The 16,788-nt window shown below is 69.0% G+C and carries 11 protein-coding genes and 1 pseudogene; 3 read left to right on the forward strand and 9 right to left on the reverse strand.

The features are described from left to right. Positions 1-109 precede the first annotated feature (109 nt). Positions 110-1,678, reverse strand: a complete 1,569-nt coding sequence (locus BG28_RS02865; protein ID WP_036473996.1) for an RIP metalloprotease — start codon at positions 1,676-1,678, stop codon at positions 110-112. Further along, positions 1,675-2,986: pseudogene (gene dxr, locus BG28_RS02870) on the reverse strand (1-deoxy-D-xylulose-5-phosphate reductoisomerase). Before dxr ends, BG28_RS02865 begins: the two are co-directional and overlap by 4 nt. A 100-nt stretch (positions 2,987-3,086) precedes the next feature. Here dxr and BG28_RS02875 point away from each other — a divergent pair. Further along, a complete protein-coding gene (locus BG28_RS02875) occupies positions 3,087-3,554 on the forward strand; it encodes a GNAT family N-acetyltransferase (protein WP_051500887.1) in 468 nt (155 codons plus the stop codon). A gap of 160 nt (positions 3,555-3,714) precedes the next feature. Then, positions 3,715-6,399, forward strand: coding sequence for a BREX system ATP-binding domain-containing protein (locus BG28_RS02880; protein ID WP_161634787.1), 2,685 nt, complete (start codon positions 3,715-3,717; stop codon positions 6,397-6,399). Here BG28_RS02880 and BG28_RS02885 read toward each other — a convergent pair. The 3 genes from BG28_RS02885 to BG28_RS02895 form a co-directional block, all read right to left on the reverse strand. Further along, entirely contained in the window at positions 6,396-7,070 is a 675-nt protein-coding gene (locus BG28_RS02885) for an RNA polymerase sigma factor (RefSeq protein WP_051500888.1), read from the reverse strand. The genes BG28_RS02880 and BG28_RS02885 overlap by 4 nt on opposite strands. Before the next feature lie 325 nt (positions 7,071-7,395). After that, complete coding sequence (locus tag BG28_RS02890) at positions 7,396-8,991, reverse strand: chitinase (protein ID WP_051500889.1); 1,596 nt, start codon at positions 8,989-8,991, stop codon at positions 7,396-7,398. After that, complete coding sequence (locus BG28_RS02895; RefSeq protein ID WP_084479364.1) at positions 8,988-11,507, reverse strand: glycosyltransferase family 2 protein; 2,520 nt, start codon at positions 11,505-11,507, stop codon at positions 8,988-8,990. Before BG28_RS02895 ends, BG28_RS02890 begins: the two co-directional genes overlap by 4 nt. 317 nt (positions 11,508-11,824) lie before the next feature. On the opposite strand from BG28_RS02895, the gene BG28_RS02900 reads away from it, so the two are divergent. Then, positions 11,825-12,841, forward strand: coding sequence for a Gfo/Idh/MocA family protein (locus BG28_RS02900; RefSeq protein WP_036474228.1), 1,017 nt, complete (start codon positions 11,825-11,827; stop codon positions 12,839-12,841). 88 nt (positions 12,842-12,929) lie between these two features. Here BG28_RS02900 and BG28_RS02905 read toward each other — a convergent pair whose 3' ends face one another. Genes BG28_RS02905 through BG28_RS02920 form a run of 4 tightly spaced genes read right to left on the reverse strand, consistent with a single transcriptional unit; the run spans position 12,930 to position 16,588 of the window. Further along, entirely contained in the window at positions 12,930-14,462 is a 1,533-nt protein-coding gene (locus BG28_RS02905; RefSeq protein WP_235180940.1) for a cation acetate symporter, read from the reverse strand. After that, entirely contained in the window at positions 14,459-14,881 is a 423-nt protein-coding gene (locus BG28_RS02910) for a hypothetical protein (protein ID WP_152539188.1), read from the reverse strand. The genes BG28_RS02905 and BG28_RS02910 overlap by 4 nt, the downstream gene beginning before the upstream one ends. Before the next feature lie 58 nt (positions 14,882-14,939). Beyond that, positions 14,940-15,698 (reverse strand): LytTR family DNA-binding domain-containing protein, encoded by a 759-nt coding sequence (locus BG28_RS02915; protein WP_036474005.1) that lies wholly within the window; start codon positions 15,696-15,698, stop codon positions 14,940-14,942. Continuing rightward, positions 15,698-16,588 (reverse strand): sensor histidine kinase, encoded by an 891-nt coding sequence (locus BG28_RS02920; RefSeq protein WP_051500891.1) that lies wholly within the window; start codon positions 16,586-16,588, stop codon positions 15,698-15,700. The genes BG28_RS02915 and BG28_RS02920 overlap by 1 nt, the downstream gene beginning before the upstream one ends. Between the last annotated feature and the right edge of the window lie 200 nt (positions 16,589-16,788).

The raw sequence follows: 16,788 nt of genomic DNA on the forward strand, positions 1-16,788 counted from the left end.
TGGATCTTGGGCTTCGACGTCGGTCAGACGCCGTGATTCTTGTACATCTTCTTGGCGCATCGGCGGGGGTCACCCGCCTACTCCATGGTACCGCCCGGCGTGGACGCTGCTACTCGAAGAGACGGATCGGGTTCACAATGTCCGCATAGATCAACAACACGCCCATGACCAGGAGCATTCCGGCGACCACATAGGTCAGCGGAAGCAGCTTGGAGATGTCGAAGGGGCCCGGATCCGGACGGCCCAGCAGCTTGGCCAGGCGCCGGCGCAGACCCTCATAGAGCGCCCCGGCCACGTGGCCGCCGTCGAGCGGCAGCAGCGGGATCAGGTTGAACACCATCAGCGCGACGTTGACCCCGGCCACCAGGGAGCTCAGCGAGGCGAAGCGGGACTCCAGCGGGATCTCCTCCTGCGCGGAGAGCTCCCCGGCGATCCGGCCCACACCGACCACCGAGAGCGGCCCGTCGGGGTCCCGCTCAGCGGAGGTGAAGGTGGACACCGCCACGTCGTAGAGGCGCACCGGCAGGTTCGCGACGACGGCGCCCACCGCCTTGGACTGCTCCCACACCATCGGCCCGGCCTCCCAGAACGGCTGCTGGACGATCTCCTGATCGGCGCCCATCCCGATGAAGCCCACCGGTTCGGTGATCAGCGCGCCGTCGTCGTCGCGCTGCGCCCGGCCCAGTCCGTCGCTGATCGGGCGCTCGGTGAGGATCGGGGTCAGCGTGGTGGTGGTCTCTTCGCCGTCGCGGACGTAGCTGACCTCGCTGGACTCATCGGCGGATTCCCGGATCAGCGCGGTGAGCTCATCCCAGGTCGCCACCGGCTCACCGTTGAAGGCCAGGATCTGGTCCCCCGGACGCAGGCCTGCCTCAAAGGCGGGTCCGGCGGGATCCTCGGTGGTGCATTCGGTCTGCCCGGCGTCGGCGGCCTCGGCGGAGACCACGCACTCAAAGACCTCTCGGACCGTGGTGTTCGGCTCGGCGGTGCCGTGGAAGGAGATGATCCCGGCGGTCAGCGCCAGCGCGATCAGACCGTTCATGGCCGGGCCGCCGAGCATGATGATGATCCGCTTCCAGATGGGCAGCCGGTAGAACATCCGGTCCTCGTCCCCGGGCTGCAGATCCTCGGCGGCCACCTCGCGCGCTTCGGTCGAGAGCTGCTGGAAGATTCCGGTGGACTGCGAGCGCACCGTCTTGGTCGCCGTGCCGGTTCCGGCAGTCCCACCCTCGGTCCCGCCCTCAACCCCTTCGGTGAACCCGCCGGCAGCGGTTCCTGCGGCCGGGGAGGACGCCGCGGGGGCGCCGTACTGGGCTCCGACCTGGCGCAAGTATGGATCCCGCGGGGAGTGGTCATTCCGTGCGGGATCCTCGGCGGCAGGAGTCTCCGAGGATTCATGCTCACCCTCGGCGGGGTGGTTCAGCGTCCCGGTCTCATCCGGCGGCGGGTACATCCCGATCATCGCGACATAACCGCCCAGCGGGATCGCCTTGACCCCGTACTCGGTCTCGCCGCGGCGCCGGGACCACAGTGTGGGGCCGAAGCCCACCATGTACTGGGTGACACGGACCTTGAAGAGCTTGGCGGGCAGCAGATGCCCGATCTCATGCAGCGCGATGGACAGCGCGATCCCGAGGGCGACGATCACGATGCCAGCGATCATCAGCAGCGCGATCATGCGCGCACCTGGACCGATCCGGCGGCGATGCGCTCCTCGGCGGTGCCTCTCGCCCAGCGTTCCGCGTCGAGGACCTCCTGGAGGGAGGGGGCGGCGGAACTGCTGGCGGGCTGGTAGCACTCCAGGGTCGCCTCCACCGTGGCCACGATTCCCGGGAAGCCGAGCCGTCCGGCGTGGAAGGCCTCCACGGCCTGTTCGTTGGCCGCGTTGTAGACCGCCATATGGGTCGGCGAGGCGGCGCAGGCGGCCTTGGCCAGGGCCACGGCGGGGAAGGCCTGGTCATCCAGCGGCTCGAAGTCCCATTGCATGGCCTGGGTCCAGTCGATGGGCGCGTCGATCTGCTCGAGCCGTTCGGGCCAGGACAGGCCCAGCGCGATCGGGATCAACATTCGAGGGTGACCGGCCTGGGCGATGGTGGAGCCGTCCTGGAACGTGACCATCGAGTGGATCCACTGCTGCGGGTGCACCACGGTCTGGATGTCTTCCAGCGCGATGTCGAAGAGCAGATGCGCCTCGATCACCTCAAGCGCCTTGTTGACCATGGTGGCGGAGTTGGTGGTGACCACTCGGCCCATCGCGTAGTTCGGGTGCTTCAGCGCCTGGGCCGGAGTGACCTCGGCGAGCGCCGCGGCGTCCCAGCCGCGGAAGGGCCCTCCGGAGGCGGTGACCACCAGGCTGGAGACCTCTGAGGTCCCGCTGAGCCGGGTGGTGCCGTCTGCGGGGACGGAGCAGAGCCCGCGCTCATGCCGGCCGGAGCTCAGAGCCTGGGCCAGCGCCGAGTGCTCGGAGTCCACCGGGACCAGCTGCCCGGGACGCTGCAGCGCCTCGGCGACCAGCGCGCCGCCGACCACCAGGGACTCCTTGTTCGCCAGCGCGAGGGTGGCGCCGGAGCGCAGCGCGGCGAGGGTGGGGCGCAGGACCGGATGGACCCGGTCCATCCCGTTGCAGCACGACGTCGGCACCGGACTCCGCGGCGATCTGCACGGCGGCCTCTTCACCGGTGAGGATCTCGGGGCGGCCGGCCGGGTGTGAGGAGTCGGCCCTGCCGGGATCCGCCGCTGAGCCCGATCCGCCGGCGGTCAGCGCGGCGCGGAGCTCGCTGGCCGCGGCGTGCTCGGCGATCCCGACCAGGCGCGCGCCGGTGGCGGTGGCCTGCTCGGCCAGCAGTGCGGCGTTGGAGCCGGCGGCGAGCGCGACGACCTCGAATCGGTCCGGATGCGCGGCGATGACCTGCAGCGCCTGGGTTCCGATGGAACCGGTGGAACCGAGGATCGCCACGCGGCGCTTGGGGGAAGCCATAGGCACCATTATGGCGCACCGAGGTCGCCCGTGATGGGCGTGCACAGTACGCTGGTCACACAGCAGTTGCAGACCCATGCGGCCACAAGCCGATGAAGGAGCCTCACCGATGATCACACTGCGTGCAGTGGAGACCGAGGACCTGGAACAGTTCTTCGTGTTCCAGCAGGATGCCGATGCCGCCCATATGGCCGCCTTCGCCTCGACCAACCCCAAGGACCGCAGCGTCTTCGATCACCATTGGGGCGAGCTGCTGAACTCCGATGACATCATCGTGCGCACCATCGAGAGCGACGGCCAGCCCGTGGGCTCGATCGCCGCCTTCGAGGACGAGGCCAGCCGGGAGATCACCTTCTGGATCGAGAAGCGCTTCTGGGGCCAGGGCATCACCACCGAGGCCGTGCAGAAGTTCCTCACCGAGTTTCCCGAACGCCCGGTCACCGCACGGGTGGTGGTGGACAACCTCGGCACGCTCAAGATCCTGGAGTCGCTGGGCTTCACCGAGACCGGCGAGGAATCCAGCTTCTCCAACGTGCGCGCCAAGGTCGTGCAGGAGAAGATCCTGCAGCTGGGCTGAGCCCCGCGGTGCCCATGCCTCGGCACCACTGAACGCCATCTAGCAGCGACATGAGCACGACATTGTCCTGACCTGGGGATACCATGTGTTCAACGCCGCTGAAGGTGGCGCGTTGAACCCGACGGGGGTCATGCATGTGAAAGCATCAGCTGCCAGAATCGTGATTGGGCGGGACTCGGAGCGCGCCAAGGCGCTGCGCGCGATCCATCGCACCCTTGCCGGGCACAGCGGTGTCTGCTTCCTCGAGGGAACCGTAGGCTCCGGGAAGTCCGCACTGGCCTCCGAGGCGCGGGAACGCGCCGCCGGCGCTGGCCTGACAGTGCTCTCACTCGCGGATCTGACCCCTTTCCGGGGGATGTGCGAGTCCCTGCAGACACACGGGACCGGCCCCTACTGCTTGGTCGTCGATGACCTCCACCGGTCCTCGGCTGAGGCGAAGCACGCTCTGGAACAGCTGGTGGATCAGGCGTCGCTGACCCGCAACGCCGATTCCCCGGTGCTGATCCTGCTGACCTCCTCCCCCACGGTCGATCCGCTCACCCGCAGGCTGGCGAGGATGTCCGCGCACACCGGAACTCGGGTCACGCTGCGCGGCATCACGCGCCATGAGCTGAGCAGGTTGCTGCGCCAGCACGGCCACCAGCTCAACGAAGAGACCGTCGCAGCGGTGCACATGAGAGCGGCGGGCAACCCCGGCGTCGCCCTGCGACTGGCCGAGGCCGGGGTGCACACCGAGGCCGAGGAACAATCCGCGATCTCGCGGTCATTCCTGCGGCCCGAGCTCGAGCGGATGGAACCCTGCCTGCGGACATTCCTGGAGGTCCTGGCTCTGGACACCGGCGACTCCCGGGCCGAGGTCGCGGCCGAGGCCGCCGTCCTCGCGCTGAAGGCCGCTCGTCCCGACCTTGCCGCCCCGGTGGACGCCGATGACCTGGTCGACGCGCTGCACCCGATCCTGAGCGGCAACGGACGCGAGGTGAGACTGGCCGACGAAGCATGGCGGCAGACGGCCCAGGCACTGATCGAGCCTGCCCGCCGCCAGCAGCTGCACGAGCTGCTTGCTGAGCGCACGACCGGTCTCGCTCGATCCCGCCACCTCAGCGCCGCCTCCTCATCTGACGGAGATCCAGGGCTGGGTGACGAGTTCGAGGTCGAAGGGCTCAAGGCGCTGGAGGCTGGGGACTATTTGACCAGTGCGGAGTACCTCTCCATGGCCATGAACGTCAGTCGCGGGCCCGAACGTGCGCGCCGGATGCTGACGGCGAGCCTCACAGTTGCTATAGCGGAGGACCCGCACGGCGTGCTCGACCTCCATACGGAGATCGGCCTGCTCGAAGACCCGGTCATGGTGACGCTGTTCCAGGCGGGTCTGGCCTTCTTCACCGGTCAGCTCGCCGAGGCCCGGCGGCTGCTGCACAGCGAGCTGCGCGCGCCCGGGGCCGGGCAGCACATCGAGAGCCTCACCCATTGGCGGATGCTGATCCTGCTGTGCACCGTGGAGATCGCCGCCGCCGATGCACAGGCCGCACAGGCCGCCGTGGCCGAGCTGCGGCTCCTCGGGATCACACCCTCTACTCCCATCGACAAGGTGCTGGGCCGCGTGCTGGCCATGCATGAGATCTACGCGCTGTGGAACTCGGGGGTGGTCGAGGAGTCCATCGCGCGCCTGGATGATTTCCTGATCCAGGCAGCTGGTACCGCCGAGCACACGGACGCGCTCTATTTCCGCGCCAGGGTGCACTACTACGCCGGTCATACCGCCGCGGCCCTGGACGATCTGGAGCGCGCCGAGGAGGGAAGGCACCACCGGGTGGTCCCAGCTGCGGCGCAGCGCGGAATGGCCGAGCAGGCCATGATCGAGTTTCAACTGGGTCGCTGGAGCGATGCGATCCTGCGCGCGGAACGGGTGATCTCGATGGCCCGGGCCAGCTACGACTGGCGCGGCCTCGCCAGTTCTCATGCGGTGCTGGCCATGGCCGCCGTCGCCCATGCCGATGAGACGGCGGCCGCGGAACACACCGACTGGCTCAGCCACCATGTGACGACCTCGAGCTCTCTGCCGCTCTACAACGTCATGACCGCCATGGCCTGGACGGCTCGAATGTCCCATGACCATGCGCGGGCCCTCGACGTGATCGCGGCCTTCAGGCGCAGCAGATTGAGCACCTGGGCCGAGGAGGTGGGTCTCATCGGCTGGCGTGCCCTGGAGATCGAGGCGCTGTTGGACCTCGAGAACCCCAGCGGGGCCCGGATCGCCGAGGCTGGCCGACTCCTGGAGGTGTTCTCGAAGCAGGTTGCGCTGCAACCTGCGCTGCCCCTCCCCTATGGCCATCCGCAGGCCCTGCGGGCGAAGCTCGCCGCACAGCGCGGGGACTTCAGGGCGGCGGTGGCGGACTACCGGGCAGCGATCTGGCTCGCCACAGACTTCCCGCACACCAAGGCCCGGCTCCACCACAGCCTCGGGATCGCGCACCGCGAATGCGGCGAGCATGCCGAGGCCGACGAGCAGCTCGAGGCGGCGCGAGACATCTTCGCCCAGCTCGGCGCTTCTCCGGAACTGGGCGCGGTGAAGAGCAGGCTGCTCTCCGTGGCCGGCCGCTACGCCTCGTTGACGCCCCGGGAGCGGGACATCGCCCACCTGATCTCCCAGGGACGCACCAATCGTGAGATCTCCGAGAGCCTGTTCGTGTCGAAGAAGACCGTGGAGTATCACGTGTCCAACCTGCTGCCGAAGCTGGGGATGTCCTCCAGGCGGGAGCTCTGGACCTCCGCGGCAGTGGCCTCCCAGCGCACCGCCCCGCCCGAGCAGGCGCCAGGGTTCTCCCCCGGGGTGCGCGGCATCTAGCGCAGCGACTGCAGCGCGGTGGTCTCAGCGCCATCGCGAGCCCCATCACCGAGCGTCTTGCGCAGTGACCTCAGCCCGTAGTACATCCGGGTGCGCAGCGTCGCGATCGGAATGCCGGTGCGCTCCGAGAGCTCCTGGTAGTCCATGCCGTCCAGCTTGACCGCCACGATCACCTCGCGGTGTTCAACACTGAGCCCGGCCAGGGCCTCGTAGATGGCCAGCCGCTCCACGATGAGCAGGTCCTCGGTCACCGGTTCGCTGGCCGATTCGATCTTCTGCTCTCCCGAGGGCGACGGACGCCGGGAACGAGACCGCAGCGCGTCGATGATCAGGTTCCGCTCGATGGCGAAGAGCCAGGTGCGCACCGAGCCCCGCGAGCTGCTGTAGCGCTCCCTGCCCTTCCAGGCCCGGATGAACGCCTCCTGGACGCAGTCTTCGGCGTCGGTCCGGTCACCCAGTCCGTTGAACGCGAACGCGAAGAGGGCGGCTCCGTGGGCGGCGTAGGCCTCGCGCACGTCGAAGGGCGCGTCCTCGGCGGCCTGCTTCGGCGGCGCCGCGACATGGGAAGTCTTGGTGCCCAGGGCACCTGCGGGCCGGCCGATGATCTGGCTGAGAATGGGGGCGCGCTTCGGGTTGAAGGCGGGAGGGGTGGCGAGAGGAGAGATAGACATTTGAGACATCCCGTAGCTAGGTGTAAGAGGGCGTGACGTTATTGACACGGGCCGGGACCAGAGGGATCTTGCAGGGGGGCGGGTCCGCCGGGGAACGGCCGGCGGGCCCTGGTGCTACATAGAGACTAAAGTCCATACCTGTGCGTACGCCCTGGGGTGCGGCCCTAGGTTTTCCGGGGTCCACGGACTTCTGTCCGACACATGTGGCTCGACAAGCCGCGCGGCGTGGCCGTCGGGCCGATTCCGGGCGTCCGCGAGCAGAAGCGGCCCCTGGGTGATCCCGCAGGATCCTCCAGGGGCCGCTTCTGTCGCCGAGGCAAGACTGCTACTCGGCGTCCTCTGCGTCCTCCGAGTCCTCCGAGTCCTCCGAGTCCTCCGCGGCATCTTCGGTGACGTCTTCGGCGGTCAGCGGCACCCATGGCGAGCTGTCCGGGTCGCCCTGTGAGGCGTCCGGACTGTCTCCCTCGGTCCACCACTTCGCCTCATACGGCGTTCCCTCGGCGAGCACCCGGTCACCCTTGTCATAGGAGGTCGAGCCCTTCCAGGCCGGGTAGGTGCCCTTCTCCACGGTGAAGACCGGCAACGGGGTCTCCCCGGGCAGGACCGGTCCGATCAGCTCCCATGGGGTATCCCAGGCTTCGAGCACCGGGTTGTCCGGGAGCTCTCCGCGGGTCCACCACTTCGCCTCGTAGACGTTGCGGTGCCAGACGATCTTGGTGCCTTCCAGATAGGACGCCTCTTCGGTCCAGATGGGATAGGGACTGGTCTCCGGGTCATCCTCGGCCGGGGCCGCGGCGGCCGGATCGGGCGTGGTGGTGGCCGAGGCGGCCTCCGCAGCATGACCGGTGTAGCTCTGGCTGAGCACCTCCGCGAAGCGCAGCTCCCCCTGATCGACCCCGCTGCAGGCGTCAGAGACCCGTGAGGTGTCTGGATAGTTCGGCCCGCAGGTCGCATCCCGGTTCAGCGACCACATGGACATCCGTCCGACCCCGTTCTCCACGGCGAACTCGTTGAAACGTTGCGCATCATCGACCGTGAAGACCTCGTCCACCACGTCGTTCTGCCCGACCATGGGAGTGGCGCCCAGCTTGCCCCACAGTGAGGCGCTGCTCAGCGGGATCCCGGCCTGCTCGTACATGATGCCCAGCTGGCGGTGGGTGGCGTGCAGGGACGCTGCGGAGGCGTCGAACATGGAGCGTGAGTCGCGCGCCTGGCCGTAGTTCATGGTCATCAGGTTCACCCCGGCCAGGTCGGCGCCCGAGTCGAGCATCCCGATCACGACGTCGCGCCCGTCGGCGGTCAGCCCGCTGGGGATCACCGGCAGCGTGAGCCACACCGCGAGCGGCTTGCCCGCGGCAGCGAGCTTCTTCTGCAGCAGCGCCACCGCTTCGGCGCGCAGCGCGTTGCTCTCAGGGTCCTCGAGTGCGGGTCCTTCGATGTCCAGATCGATGGTGTCCAGGTCGTAGCGCTCGATCACCGCCAGGTAGGCCTCGGCGAGCTCCTCCGGAGACTCGCAGACCGTGGCCAGCTCCTGATTCATGGCGCCGCCGAAGGAGACCACGACTCCGGCCCCCTGTTCACGCAGCCGCTGGATGCGACGGTCCAGGTCGAGCTCCGCGCCGGCCTCCTCGAGGCCGTAGTACGTCCCCCAGCTGGGCGTGCAGCTCCCGGCTTCATCGGCGACGATGAAGGAGAGCACGACGTCGGACACGTGGCCCTCGGCGTCCACCGACCCCTCCTCGAACGCGTAGCTCGGAGTGGCGGTGACATCGACATAGCCGGCGAACCAGTGGGAGGCCGGCTCCTGTGCTGCTCGAGCTTCGTACATGCGGACTCCTAGAACGCCGGCCACCGCGGTGGCGAGCACAATGATGACGGCGAGGGTAACTCGCCACGGTGAGAGTCGTGCGGTGCTGCTCATGCGTTTTCCTCCTGTGCGCTGCGGGATCGGTCTGCCGACGGCCGGGCGAGCGACAGGGGCTGATAGGTGAGCTTCTGGCTGGTCAGCGGGCGCAGCACCGCGAGCGAGGCGGAGCCGTTGCGCTTCGGGTGACCCTCGGCCTGGGGCCCGCGAGGGGCTGAGCCCGCGCCGAGGATGCCTTCATCCAGGACCAGTCGCCAGTCGAGCTGCCCAGGGACGGGCGGCGTGGCGTGAGCCTTCTTGGAGCTCCTGGCTGGTCGCCGGGAGGTCTTGACGTCTTCGACGTAGAACCAGCTGCGGATCGCGAGCACCACATCCATGAACGCGTTCCAGGGTCCGATATACGCGATGAACGCCCAGGTGCCCCAGAAGGCGTTGAAGGCGGCGAAGGCGGCGTTGCCCCAGTTCTGCTGCCCGATGTCGCGCCAAAGGGTCAGAAGCGAGAACCCCACGATCAGCACCGGTGCGACCGCGTAGATCCAGGGTGCAGCGGTGCGATCCTTGACCTTCGGGGTGCGGGCGAAGGGGATCTTCTCTCCGGTCAGCGCCTGCTGCAGGGATTTGATCACCCCGGCCAGGTTCACCGGGAGCAGGATCAGGTTGAACCCATAGATCCGGAAGATGTCAGAGAACCGGTACCCGCACTCCCGCAGGTCGGCTCCCATGGTCAGGAAGTAGGGCAGCGCTGCCAGCAGGATCAGCGGGCTGAGCAGCCGAGAGTCATAGGGGTAGGCGAGCAGAAAGATCAGCCCCAGGGAGGCCCAGGCGATCGAGGCCATGTAGTTCAGCCGCAGCATCACCTCGGTCAGCCGGATCTGCTCCCCCCGACGACGGCGGGCGCGCAGCTCGCGCACCAGCTTGGGCAGGATCAGCAGTCCACCGTTGGCCCAGCGGCGCCGCTGAACCACGAGGGAGCCGAAATCCGGCGGGGTGGCGCTGTAGGAGAGCCGCTCGGGGTAGTTCATCAGGGTCCAGCCGTGGGTTCCGAGGTCGATGCTGGATTCGGTGTCCTCGATGACCGTGCGGTCCTGCACGAAGCGCTTGACCAGCACCCCGTTCTCCCAGCTGGTCTCGGCGATGTCTTGCAGCGCCGCAGTCCGGATGACCGCATTGGCCCCCACCCAGAAGGTCGCCCCGGCGTGGCTCATCCCCTGGTGGAGCAGGTGCTGGATGTCGGTGGTCGCCCCGGCCAGGCGCTCGATCCGTGTGCCGGCGCCCCGGAAGGACGAGTACGGAGTCTGGGTGACCGCGATCCGCTCGTTGCCAGGCTGTTCCAGCAGGTGGACCAGGCGCAGGCAGTATTCCGGCAGCAGCAGCGAGTCGGCGTCGAGGGTGAGCACGAACTCGGCGTCGGCCACGCTGAGATCCGCAGTCTCTCCGGGCTGGACCGGACGCAGCGCGGTCCCCGAGAAGCTCAGCTCCGCCTTGTACTCCCCGCCGAGGAGCCCGAGGTAGGCGTTGAGGTTCATGGCCTTGTTCGCCTCGTGGGAGAGGTTCGTGTAGCTCTTGCGCTCGAAGTTGCTGAGCTCGGCGTTGAAGATCCAGGCCAGCCGACGGTGCAGCTGCAGCATCCGCTCTGCGGAAGGCAGCTCCTGGGCCGTGGCGGCCATCACGAGGGCCTCTGCGGTGGCCGCGAGCTCGGCGGAGAGGCCGCCCAGGACCTGGTTGCAGAAGAAGTCGTCCACGTGATCGACGCGGGACTCCTCAGCCGCCATCTGGCGCAGCCAGTCCGCACCCCAGGAGTAGTGCCCGGCAAGGGTCAGCACCTGCAGCGAGTTCACCGGCTGGCCCTGGGAGAGTCCCATCTCGTAGATGACCTGGGCGTCCGACATCCTGGTTCCGGGCTTCTTCAGGGCGGCCTCGATCTCTGCGGCCAGGCCTCTGGTCCGCTCCAGCGCAGGACTCTGCGAGTCAGGGGCGTCGTCGATGAGCAGCACCACGTGGATCTCGGGGTATTCCTGCAGCGCCGCGGACCACAGGGTCTGACGCACCACGCCTGGCTCCTCTGCGTAGGAGGGCACCAGCACGACCATCGGGGAGTCGACCTCGGAACGCTGCGAGACCGCGCTCTGCCCGCTGAAGTGCGCGTCGAGCTCCACCCGGGAGGCCCGGCGGTGGGAGCGGAAGCGCAGCAGCGCGCCGTGCCGGGCCACGAGGTACATCAGGGCCGAGAAGGTCAGCATGGTCACCACCAGCAGGTAGCCCACGGTCTCCATGGTGAAGCGGAAGTTCTGCGAGCCGTACTCCAGGAACTGCCAGAGCACGGTGCTGACCACGTACCCGACCCAGGCCAGCATGGTGGCGAGGATCGCCAAGCGGCTGAGCACGATACGGCGCAGGCTCGGCCGCGGATGCACCACCGACAAGGGTTCGGTGCGCCGCTCGGCGCCGAGCTGACGACGACGTCGCGGGCTCGCCGAGGGCCGCGTGCGGGACTCGGCAGCCGAGCTGGAGGTGGAGGAGCTGGCGGCGGTCAGGCCGTCGGCAGACACGGAGGAGCTGGGAGGAACAGTCATGGTGGGCTTCCCGGAGGTCGGGCAGGAGATCTGCAGAGGGTGGGTCCGCCGGGGAACGGGCCGGCGGACCCTGGTGCACTCTATAGACTAAAGTCCACACCCCCAGGCGCCCTGGGGTGCCACCCTAGGATTTCTCCGCTGTGCGGACCGCTGTCCGGATCAACCGGCTCAAGAAAACCCCTCCTCGGTGTATTCTCAGGCCCATGACTGTGAGCCAGGCAACATCCGCGTTCCCGGAAGACTTCCCCACCGACCCAGCCCGCTCCCGCGAGTCTCCCGGCGGGACCCCCGGCGGGACCCAGCACGAGGCAGATCCGGTGACCCCGGCTCCGACTCCGCGACGCCATGGTCTGCGCTGGGGCATCCTGGCCACCGGGTTCATCGCCGGACAGTTCACCGCCGACGCCCTGATCGCCGGACTCGACGTCCGCGCCGTGGGCTCCCGCTCCGAGGAGTCCGCGCAGCGCTTCGCCGATACCTATGGGATCCCGCATGCCCACGGCTCCTACGAGGCGCTCGTGGCCGATCCTGAGGTCGACATCATCTATGTGGCCACACCGCATCCGATGCACCGCGAGACCGCGGGGATGGCGCTGGAGGCGGGCAAGCATGTGCTCGTGGAGAAGCCGTTCACACTCAACCGGGCCGAGGCCGTGGAGCTGCGTGAGATCGCCGCGCGCCACGGGCTGCTGGTCATGGAGGCCATGTGGACCCGATACCTGCCACATATCCGCCGGATCCGCGAGATCATCGCGGCCGGCGGCATCGGCGAGGTCCGCACGGTCTTCGCCGATCACACCCAGTCCCTGCCCACCGACCCGGAGCACCGGATCAATGCGCCGGGTCTGGGCGGAGGCGCCCTGCTGGACCTGGGCATCTACCCGATCTCCTTCGCCTGGGACATCCTGGGTGAACCGATCAGCATCCAGGCCGCGGCCCACTTCGGCGCCACCGGCGTGGACACCGAGGTCGCCACCTTGATGACCCACCTCTCCGGGGCGCTCTCGACGACGACGACCTCATCGCGCGCCAAGGGTCCCAACACCGCCCATATCGTCGGGACCGAGGGCCGGATCGACATCGACGGGGTCTGGTACACCTCCGCGGACTTCAGCCACCGCGCCGCAGACGGCACGCTGCTGGAGCGCTATGAGTCCGCCCGTCACGGGGTGGGCATGCAGCATCAGGCGCTCGCGGCGCAGGACTATGTGGCCCGCGGGCTGCTCACCTCGGAGCTGCTCAGCGTGGATGACTCGGTGCGGATCATGGGCACCCTGGACGAGATTCGCGCGCAGATCGGGCTGCGCTACCCCGGCGAGCCGCGACGGCGCTGAGGTTCGCCGGGCCTGAGGTTAGGCGCCGCATCTCGCGCAGGCCGAGGCGCGGGGCGGGGCTCGAGGCGGGGTTCGGTGCGGGCTGACCTCACAGGTTCTGCCGCGCCGCCGCGATCTCCGGGGTGTGCAGCCGAGCCATCACGGCCTCGGTGTGGCTCGGCGGCTGCCCAGCTCCGAACCGGCTCACCAGCACCGTCACCGCGAAGGCCAGCGGGACGCACCACAGCGCCGGGGACACCAGCAGCTGCAGCGGGCCGTCCTGGACCGGTCCCTCCCCCAGACTCAGGCCCAACACCTGCGCGGCCAATGAGCTCACAGCTCCCAAGGCCATCCCCCAGAACGCACCCTGGGCGGTGAGCCCGCGCCACCACACCCCGAGCAGCATCACCGGGGCGAGCGCGGAGGCGGTGAAGGTGAACACCATCGCCACCGCACCGGCCAGCGCGAGCTCCGAGGTCGCAGATCCCACCACCAGCGGGACCGCGATCGCCAGCAGCGCGCCGAGCCGGAATCCGCGCACCGTGCCGGAGAAGAACTCCTGGGAGAGCACCCCGGAGACCGAGACCACCAGCCCCGAGGTGGTCGAGAGGAAGGCCGCGAAGGCTCCCCCGGCGATCAGCGCGGTCAGCAGATCGCTGGCCAGGCCGTCGAACACCGCGGCCGGCAGGCGCAGGATGGCGGTGTCGTGGCTGAGCCCGCCGGTGCCCGCCAGCTCGCTCGCCGCCGTCGTCGTTCCCCAGACCATCCGGGCGATGACTCCGAGCAGCACCGGCAGCAGGTAGAACAGCACGAGCAGCCCCAGCAGGAAGGTGGTGGTGCGGCGGGCGGCGGCGCCGTCGGGGTTGGTGTAGAAGCGGACCAAGACATGGGGCAGCCCGAGGGTGCCCATCATCAGCGCCACGAGCACCGAGAGGCTTCGGGAGAAGTCCCCCAACTGGTCCCCGGATCCGCTCAGCGTGGCCAGCCCGGCAGACCAGGTGCCGTGGAACTCGGGCAGTTCCAGCCGCTCCCAGAAGCCGACCTGGAGCAGGATGAACACCGTGGGCACCAGCAGCGCGGTCAGCTTCACCCAGTACTGGACCGCCTGGGCCAGGGTCACCGACCGCATGCCGCCGGTGAGCACCACGAAGAGCACCACCAGGGCCACCAGCAGCGGCCCCACCCAGCCGGGCGCGCCGCCGGTGGCCGAGAGCGCGATCGAGGCGCCGTGCAGCTGCGGGACGATGTAGAGCCAGCCGGCGGCGACCACCACGAGGACCGTCATCCGGCGCATCATCGCGGAACGGAAGCGCAGCACCACGAAGTCCGGGATCGTATAGGCCCCGGACCGGCGCAGCGGGGCGGCCATGAAGAGCAGCACGATCAGGAAGCCCGCGGTATAGCCCACCGGGAACCACAGCCCATAGGTCCCGTGGGCAAGGATCAGCCCGGCCACGCCGAGGAAGCTGGCCGCGGAGAGGAACTCCCCGGCGATCGCGGAGGCATTCATCCAGGGCGGGACACGGCGGGAGGCCACGAAGAAGTCGCCGGTGCTGCGCGAGAAGCCAGGACCACCCAGCAGCAGGGTCACCGCGCACACCAGCGCGACGGCGGCCAGGACGGCGATCTGCTCCCCGGTCACCGTGGGGCCCCTGATCCGGGACGGGCCGTCGGGGTGGCCGTTGAATCGGAGCTCTGCAGACTGAGTCCCAGGACCTCAGCCCATCGCTGCTCGTTGGCCTCAGAGTGTCGACGGAAGTACCCGGCCAGGACCAGCAGCACCGGGAAGAACCCGAGGCCGGGCACGGCCCAGGCCAGCGGCACGCCCCAGAGCGTGAGCGCCCCGAACCCGGTGGTGACGAGCAGCAGGCTGATCAGCACCACGGCGCAGAAGAACCCGACGCCGAGGATCAGCGCGAGCCGCAGCTGGGCGCGCATCAGGCCCCGCACCGCCTGGTCCCGCTGGTCGGAGTCTGCACCGGCGGTCCGTGCGTGATCGGCCGCCTGACTGCGGCTCAGCAGCGCCTCGCGCACGGTGGGCTCCGCCTGGGGCCCGCGCACTGAAGTCCGCGGCGGGACGGCTGCGCGGCCGGGTCGGCGGCTGGGTCGGCGTCGCTCATCAGCGGCCGGCCTCCAGGCGCTCGCGCACCTGGGGCATCAGCCGCCGGCTGACCTCGAGCTCGGCGCCGGGAACTTCGATCAGCATCCGTCCCTGCCGGCGGGTCACCCGCTGCACGTGGATGACGTTGACCAGCGAGGAACGGTGGGTCCGGATGAACCCGTGCTCCTGCCACTCCTCCGCCAGCTCCGCCAGCGGGGTGCGCAGCAGGTAGGTGCCGGCCTGGGTATGGAGCCGGGCGTAGTCACCATGTGCCTGGACCCAGCGGATGTCCTGCAGCTTCACCAGCACCGTGGAGTCACCCTGAAGCACCGAGACCCGGACCGGTTCGGGGCGATCCTGCGCGGCGGCCTCTCGAGCCGCCGTGGCCCGCCGCAGCGCCGCGGCGAGCCGCGCGGCGCGCACCGGCTTGAGCAGATAGTCCCGAGCCTCGAGCTCGAACGCCTCCACCGCGGGATGGGCGTCCGCGGTCACGAAGATCACCTGGGGTCCGGCCTCGGCCTGCGGTTCGGCCGCCGGAAGATCTCGCAGCCTGCGGGCCAGCGCCAGTCCGCTCATGCCGGGCATATGGATGTCGAGCAGCACCACGTCGATGCGCTGCCGTTGCAGCACCTGTTCCGCGCTGCGTGCATCCGCTGCCGTGAAGACCTCGCCGGCCTGGGGCTCGGCGTCGAGCAGCCACTTCATCTGAGACAGCGCCAGCGGCTCGTCGTCGACCACCAGGACACTCAGTCCCTGCGAAGCCGTATTCGCTTCCATCAGGTTCCTTCCTGGGGCCGGGTCGGTTCGTGCTGGGGCAGTTCTTGCCTGGACGGGTCGGGTCGGAACGGGTCCGGCTGGAACGGGTCGGGCTGGAACTTCGGGATCCGCATGGAGACCTTCATCCCGGCTCCGGGAGCGGTCTCCACCACGAGCCCGGCGGCTCCGCCGTAGGCCTGGCGAAGCCGCAGGTCCACGTTGCGCACCCCGATGTGGGCGTTGCCGGCCTCCCCGTGGAGCACCTGCCGCATAGCTTCCGGATCGGCGCCCTGACCATCGTCCTCCACGCTGATCTCCGCGTGGGTCGCGGTGTCCGCGGCGCGCAGCCAGACCGTGCCGGAGCCGGCCTCGGAATCCATCCCATGGCGCACCGCATTCTCCACCAGGGGCTGCACCGCAAGGAAGGGGATCCGCACGCCGAGCACCTCCGGGGCGATCTGCAGCTTCACCTGGATGCGATCACCGAAGCGCGCCTTCTCCAAGAGCACATAGCTCTCGACGGCGGCCAGCTCCTCGCGCAGCGTGGTGAACTCGCCTTCGGCGCGCAGGCTGTAGCGGGTGAAGTCCGCGAAGTCGAGCACCAGCTCTCGCGCTCGAACCGGGTCGGTGGGGATCGTCGCGGCGATGGCGTTGAGGCTGTTGTAGATGAAATGCGGGGAGATCTGCGCGCGCAGCGAGCGCAGCTCCGCCTCCACGAGCTGGCGCCGCAGCGCCTCCTCCACGGGCGCCTCACTCAGCTGCGCCCGGACCTCCGGACTGATCACAGCCTCCCGAGCGCCGGCGGGCCCGGCGTCGTCGTGGGTGCGGTAGAGCAGGACGGCAGCCAGGATCACCCCGACCACCAGGGCCAGGGCGAGCACCAGGGGGGCGAGCTCGGTCAGGAAGTCCATCGTGTTCATCCTATGAGGGCGCGGGCCGATCTGTTGCACAGCTCACCATTCCTCCTCGCGAGCGCCCGAGCGACCACTCGTCGCTAATCTGGTGCCGCTCGTCGCATGAGCATGCCCTCAAGTCGATCGTGACCCGGATCACACTGCACTCTTGAAGTACACACACGTGACCGAGGCCCGCATCCGCGGGCCGACGCTAC

The sequence above is a fragment of the Nesterenkonia sp. AN1 genome, assembly GCF_000582475.1.
Classification (GTDB): Bacteria; Actinomycetota; Actinomycetes; order Actinomycetales; family Micrococcaceae; genus Nesterenkonia; species Nesterenkonia aurantiaca.

Coding starts and splice junctions, on each gene's coding strand:
- BG28_RS02865 (WP_036473996.1), bottom strand. CDS start 1,678: ATGATCGCGCTGCTGATGATCGCTGGCATCGTGATCGTCGCCCTCGGG.
- BG28_RS02875 (WP_051500887.1), top strand. CDS start 3,087: ATGATCACACTGCGTGCAGTGGAGACCGAGGACCTGGAACAGTTCTTC.
- BG28_RS02885 (WP_051500888.1), bottom strand. CDS start 7,070: ATGTCTATCTCTCCTCTCGCCACCCCTCCCGCCTTCAACCCGAAGCGC.
- BG28_RS02890 (WP_051500889.1), bottom strand. CDS start 8,991: ATGAGCAGCACCGCACGACTCTCACCGTGGCGAGTTACCCTCGCCGTC.
- BG28_RS02895 (WP_084479364.1), bottom strand. CDS start 11,507: ATGACTGTTCCTCCCAGCTCCTCCGTGTCTGCCGACGGCCTGACCGCC.
- BG28_RS02915 (WP_036474005.1), bottom strand. CDS start 15,698: ATGGAAGCGAATACGGCTTCGCAGGGACTGAGTGTCCTGGTGGTCGAC.
- BG28_RS02920 (WP_051500891.1), bottom strand. CDS start 16,588: ATGGACTTCCTGACCGAGCTCGCCCCCCTGGTGCTCGCCCTGGCCCTG.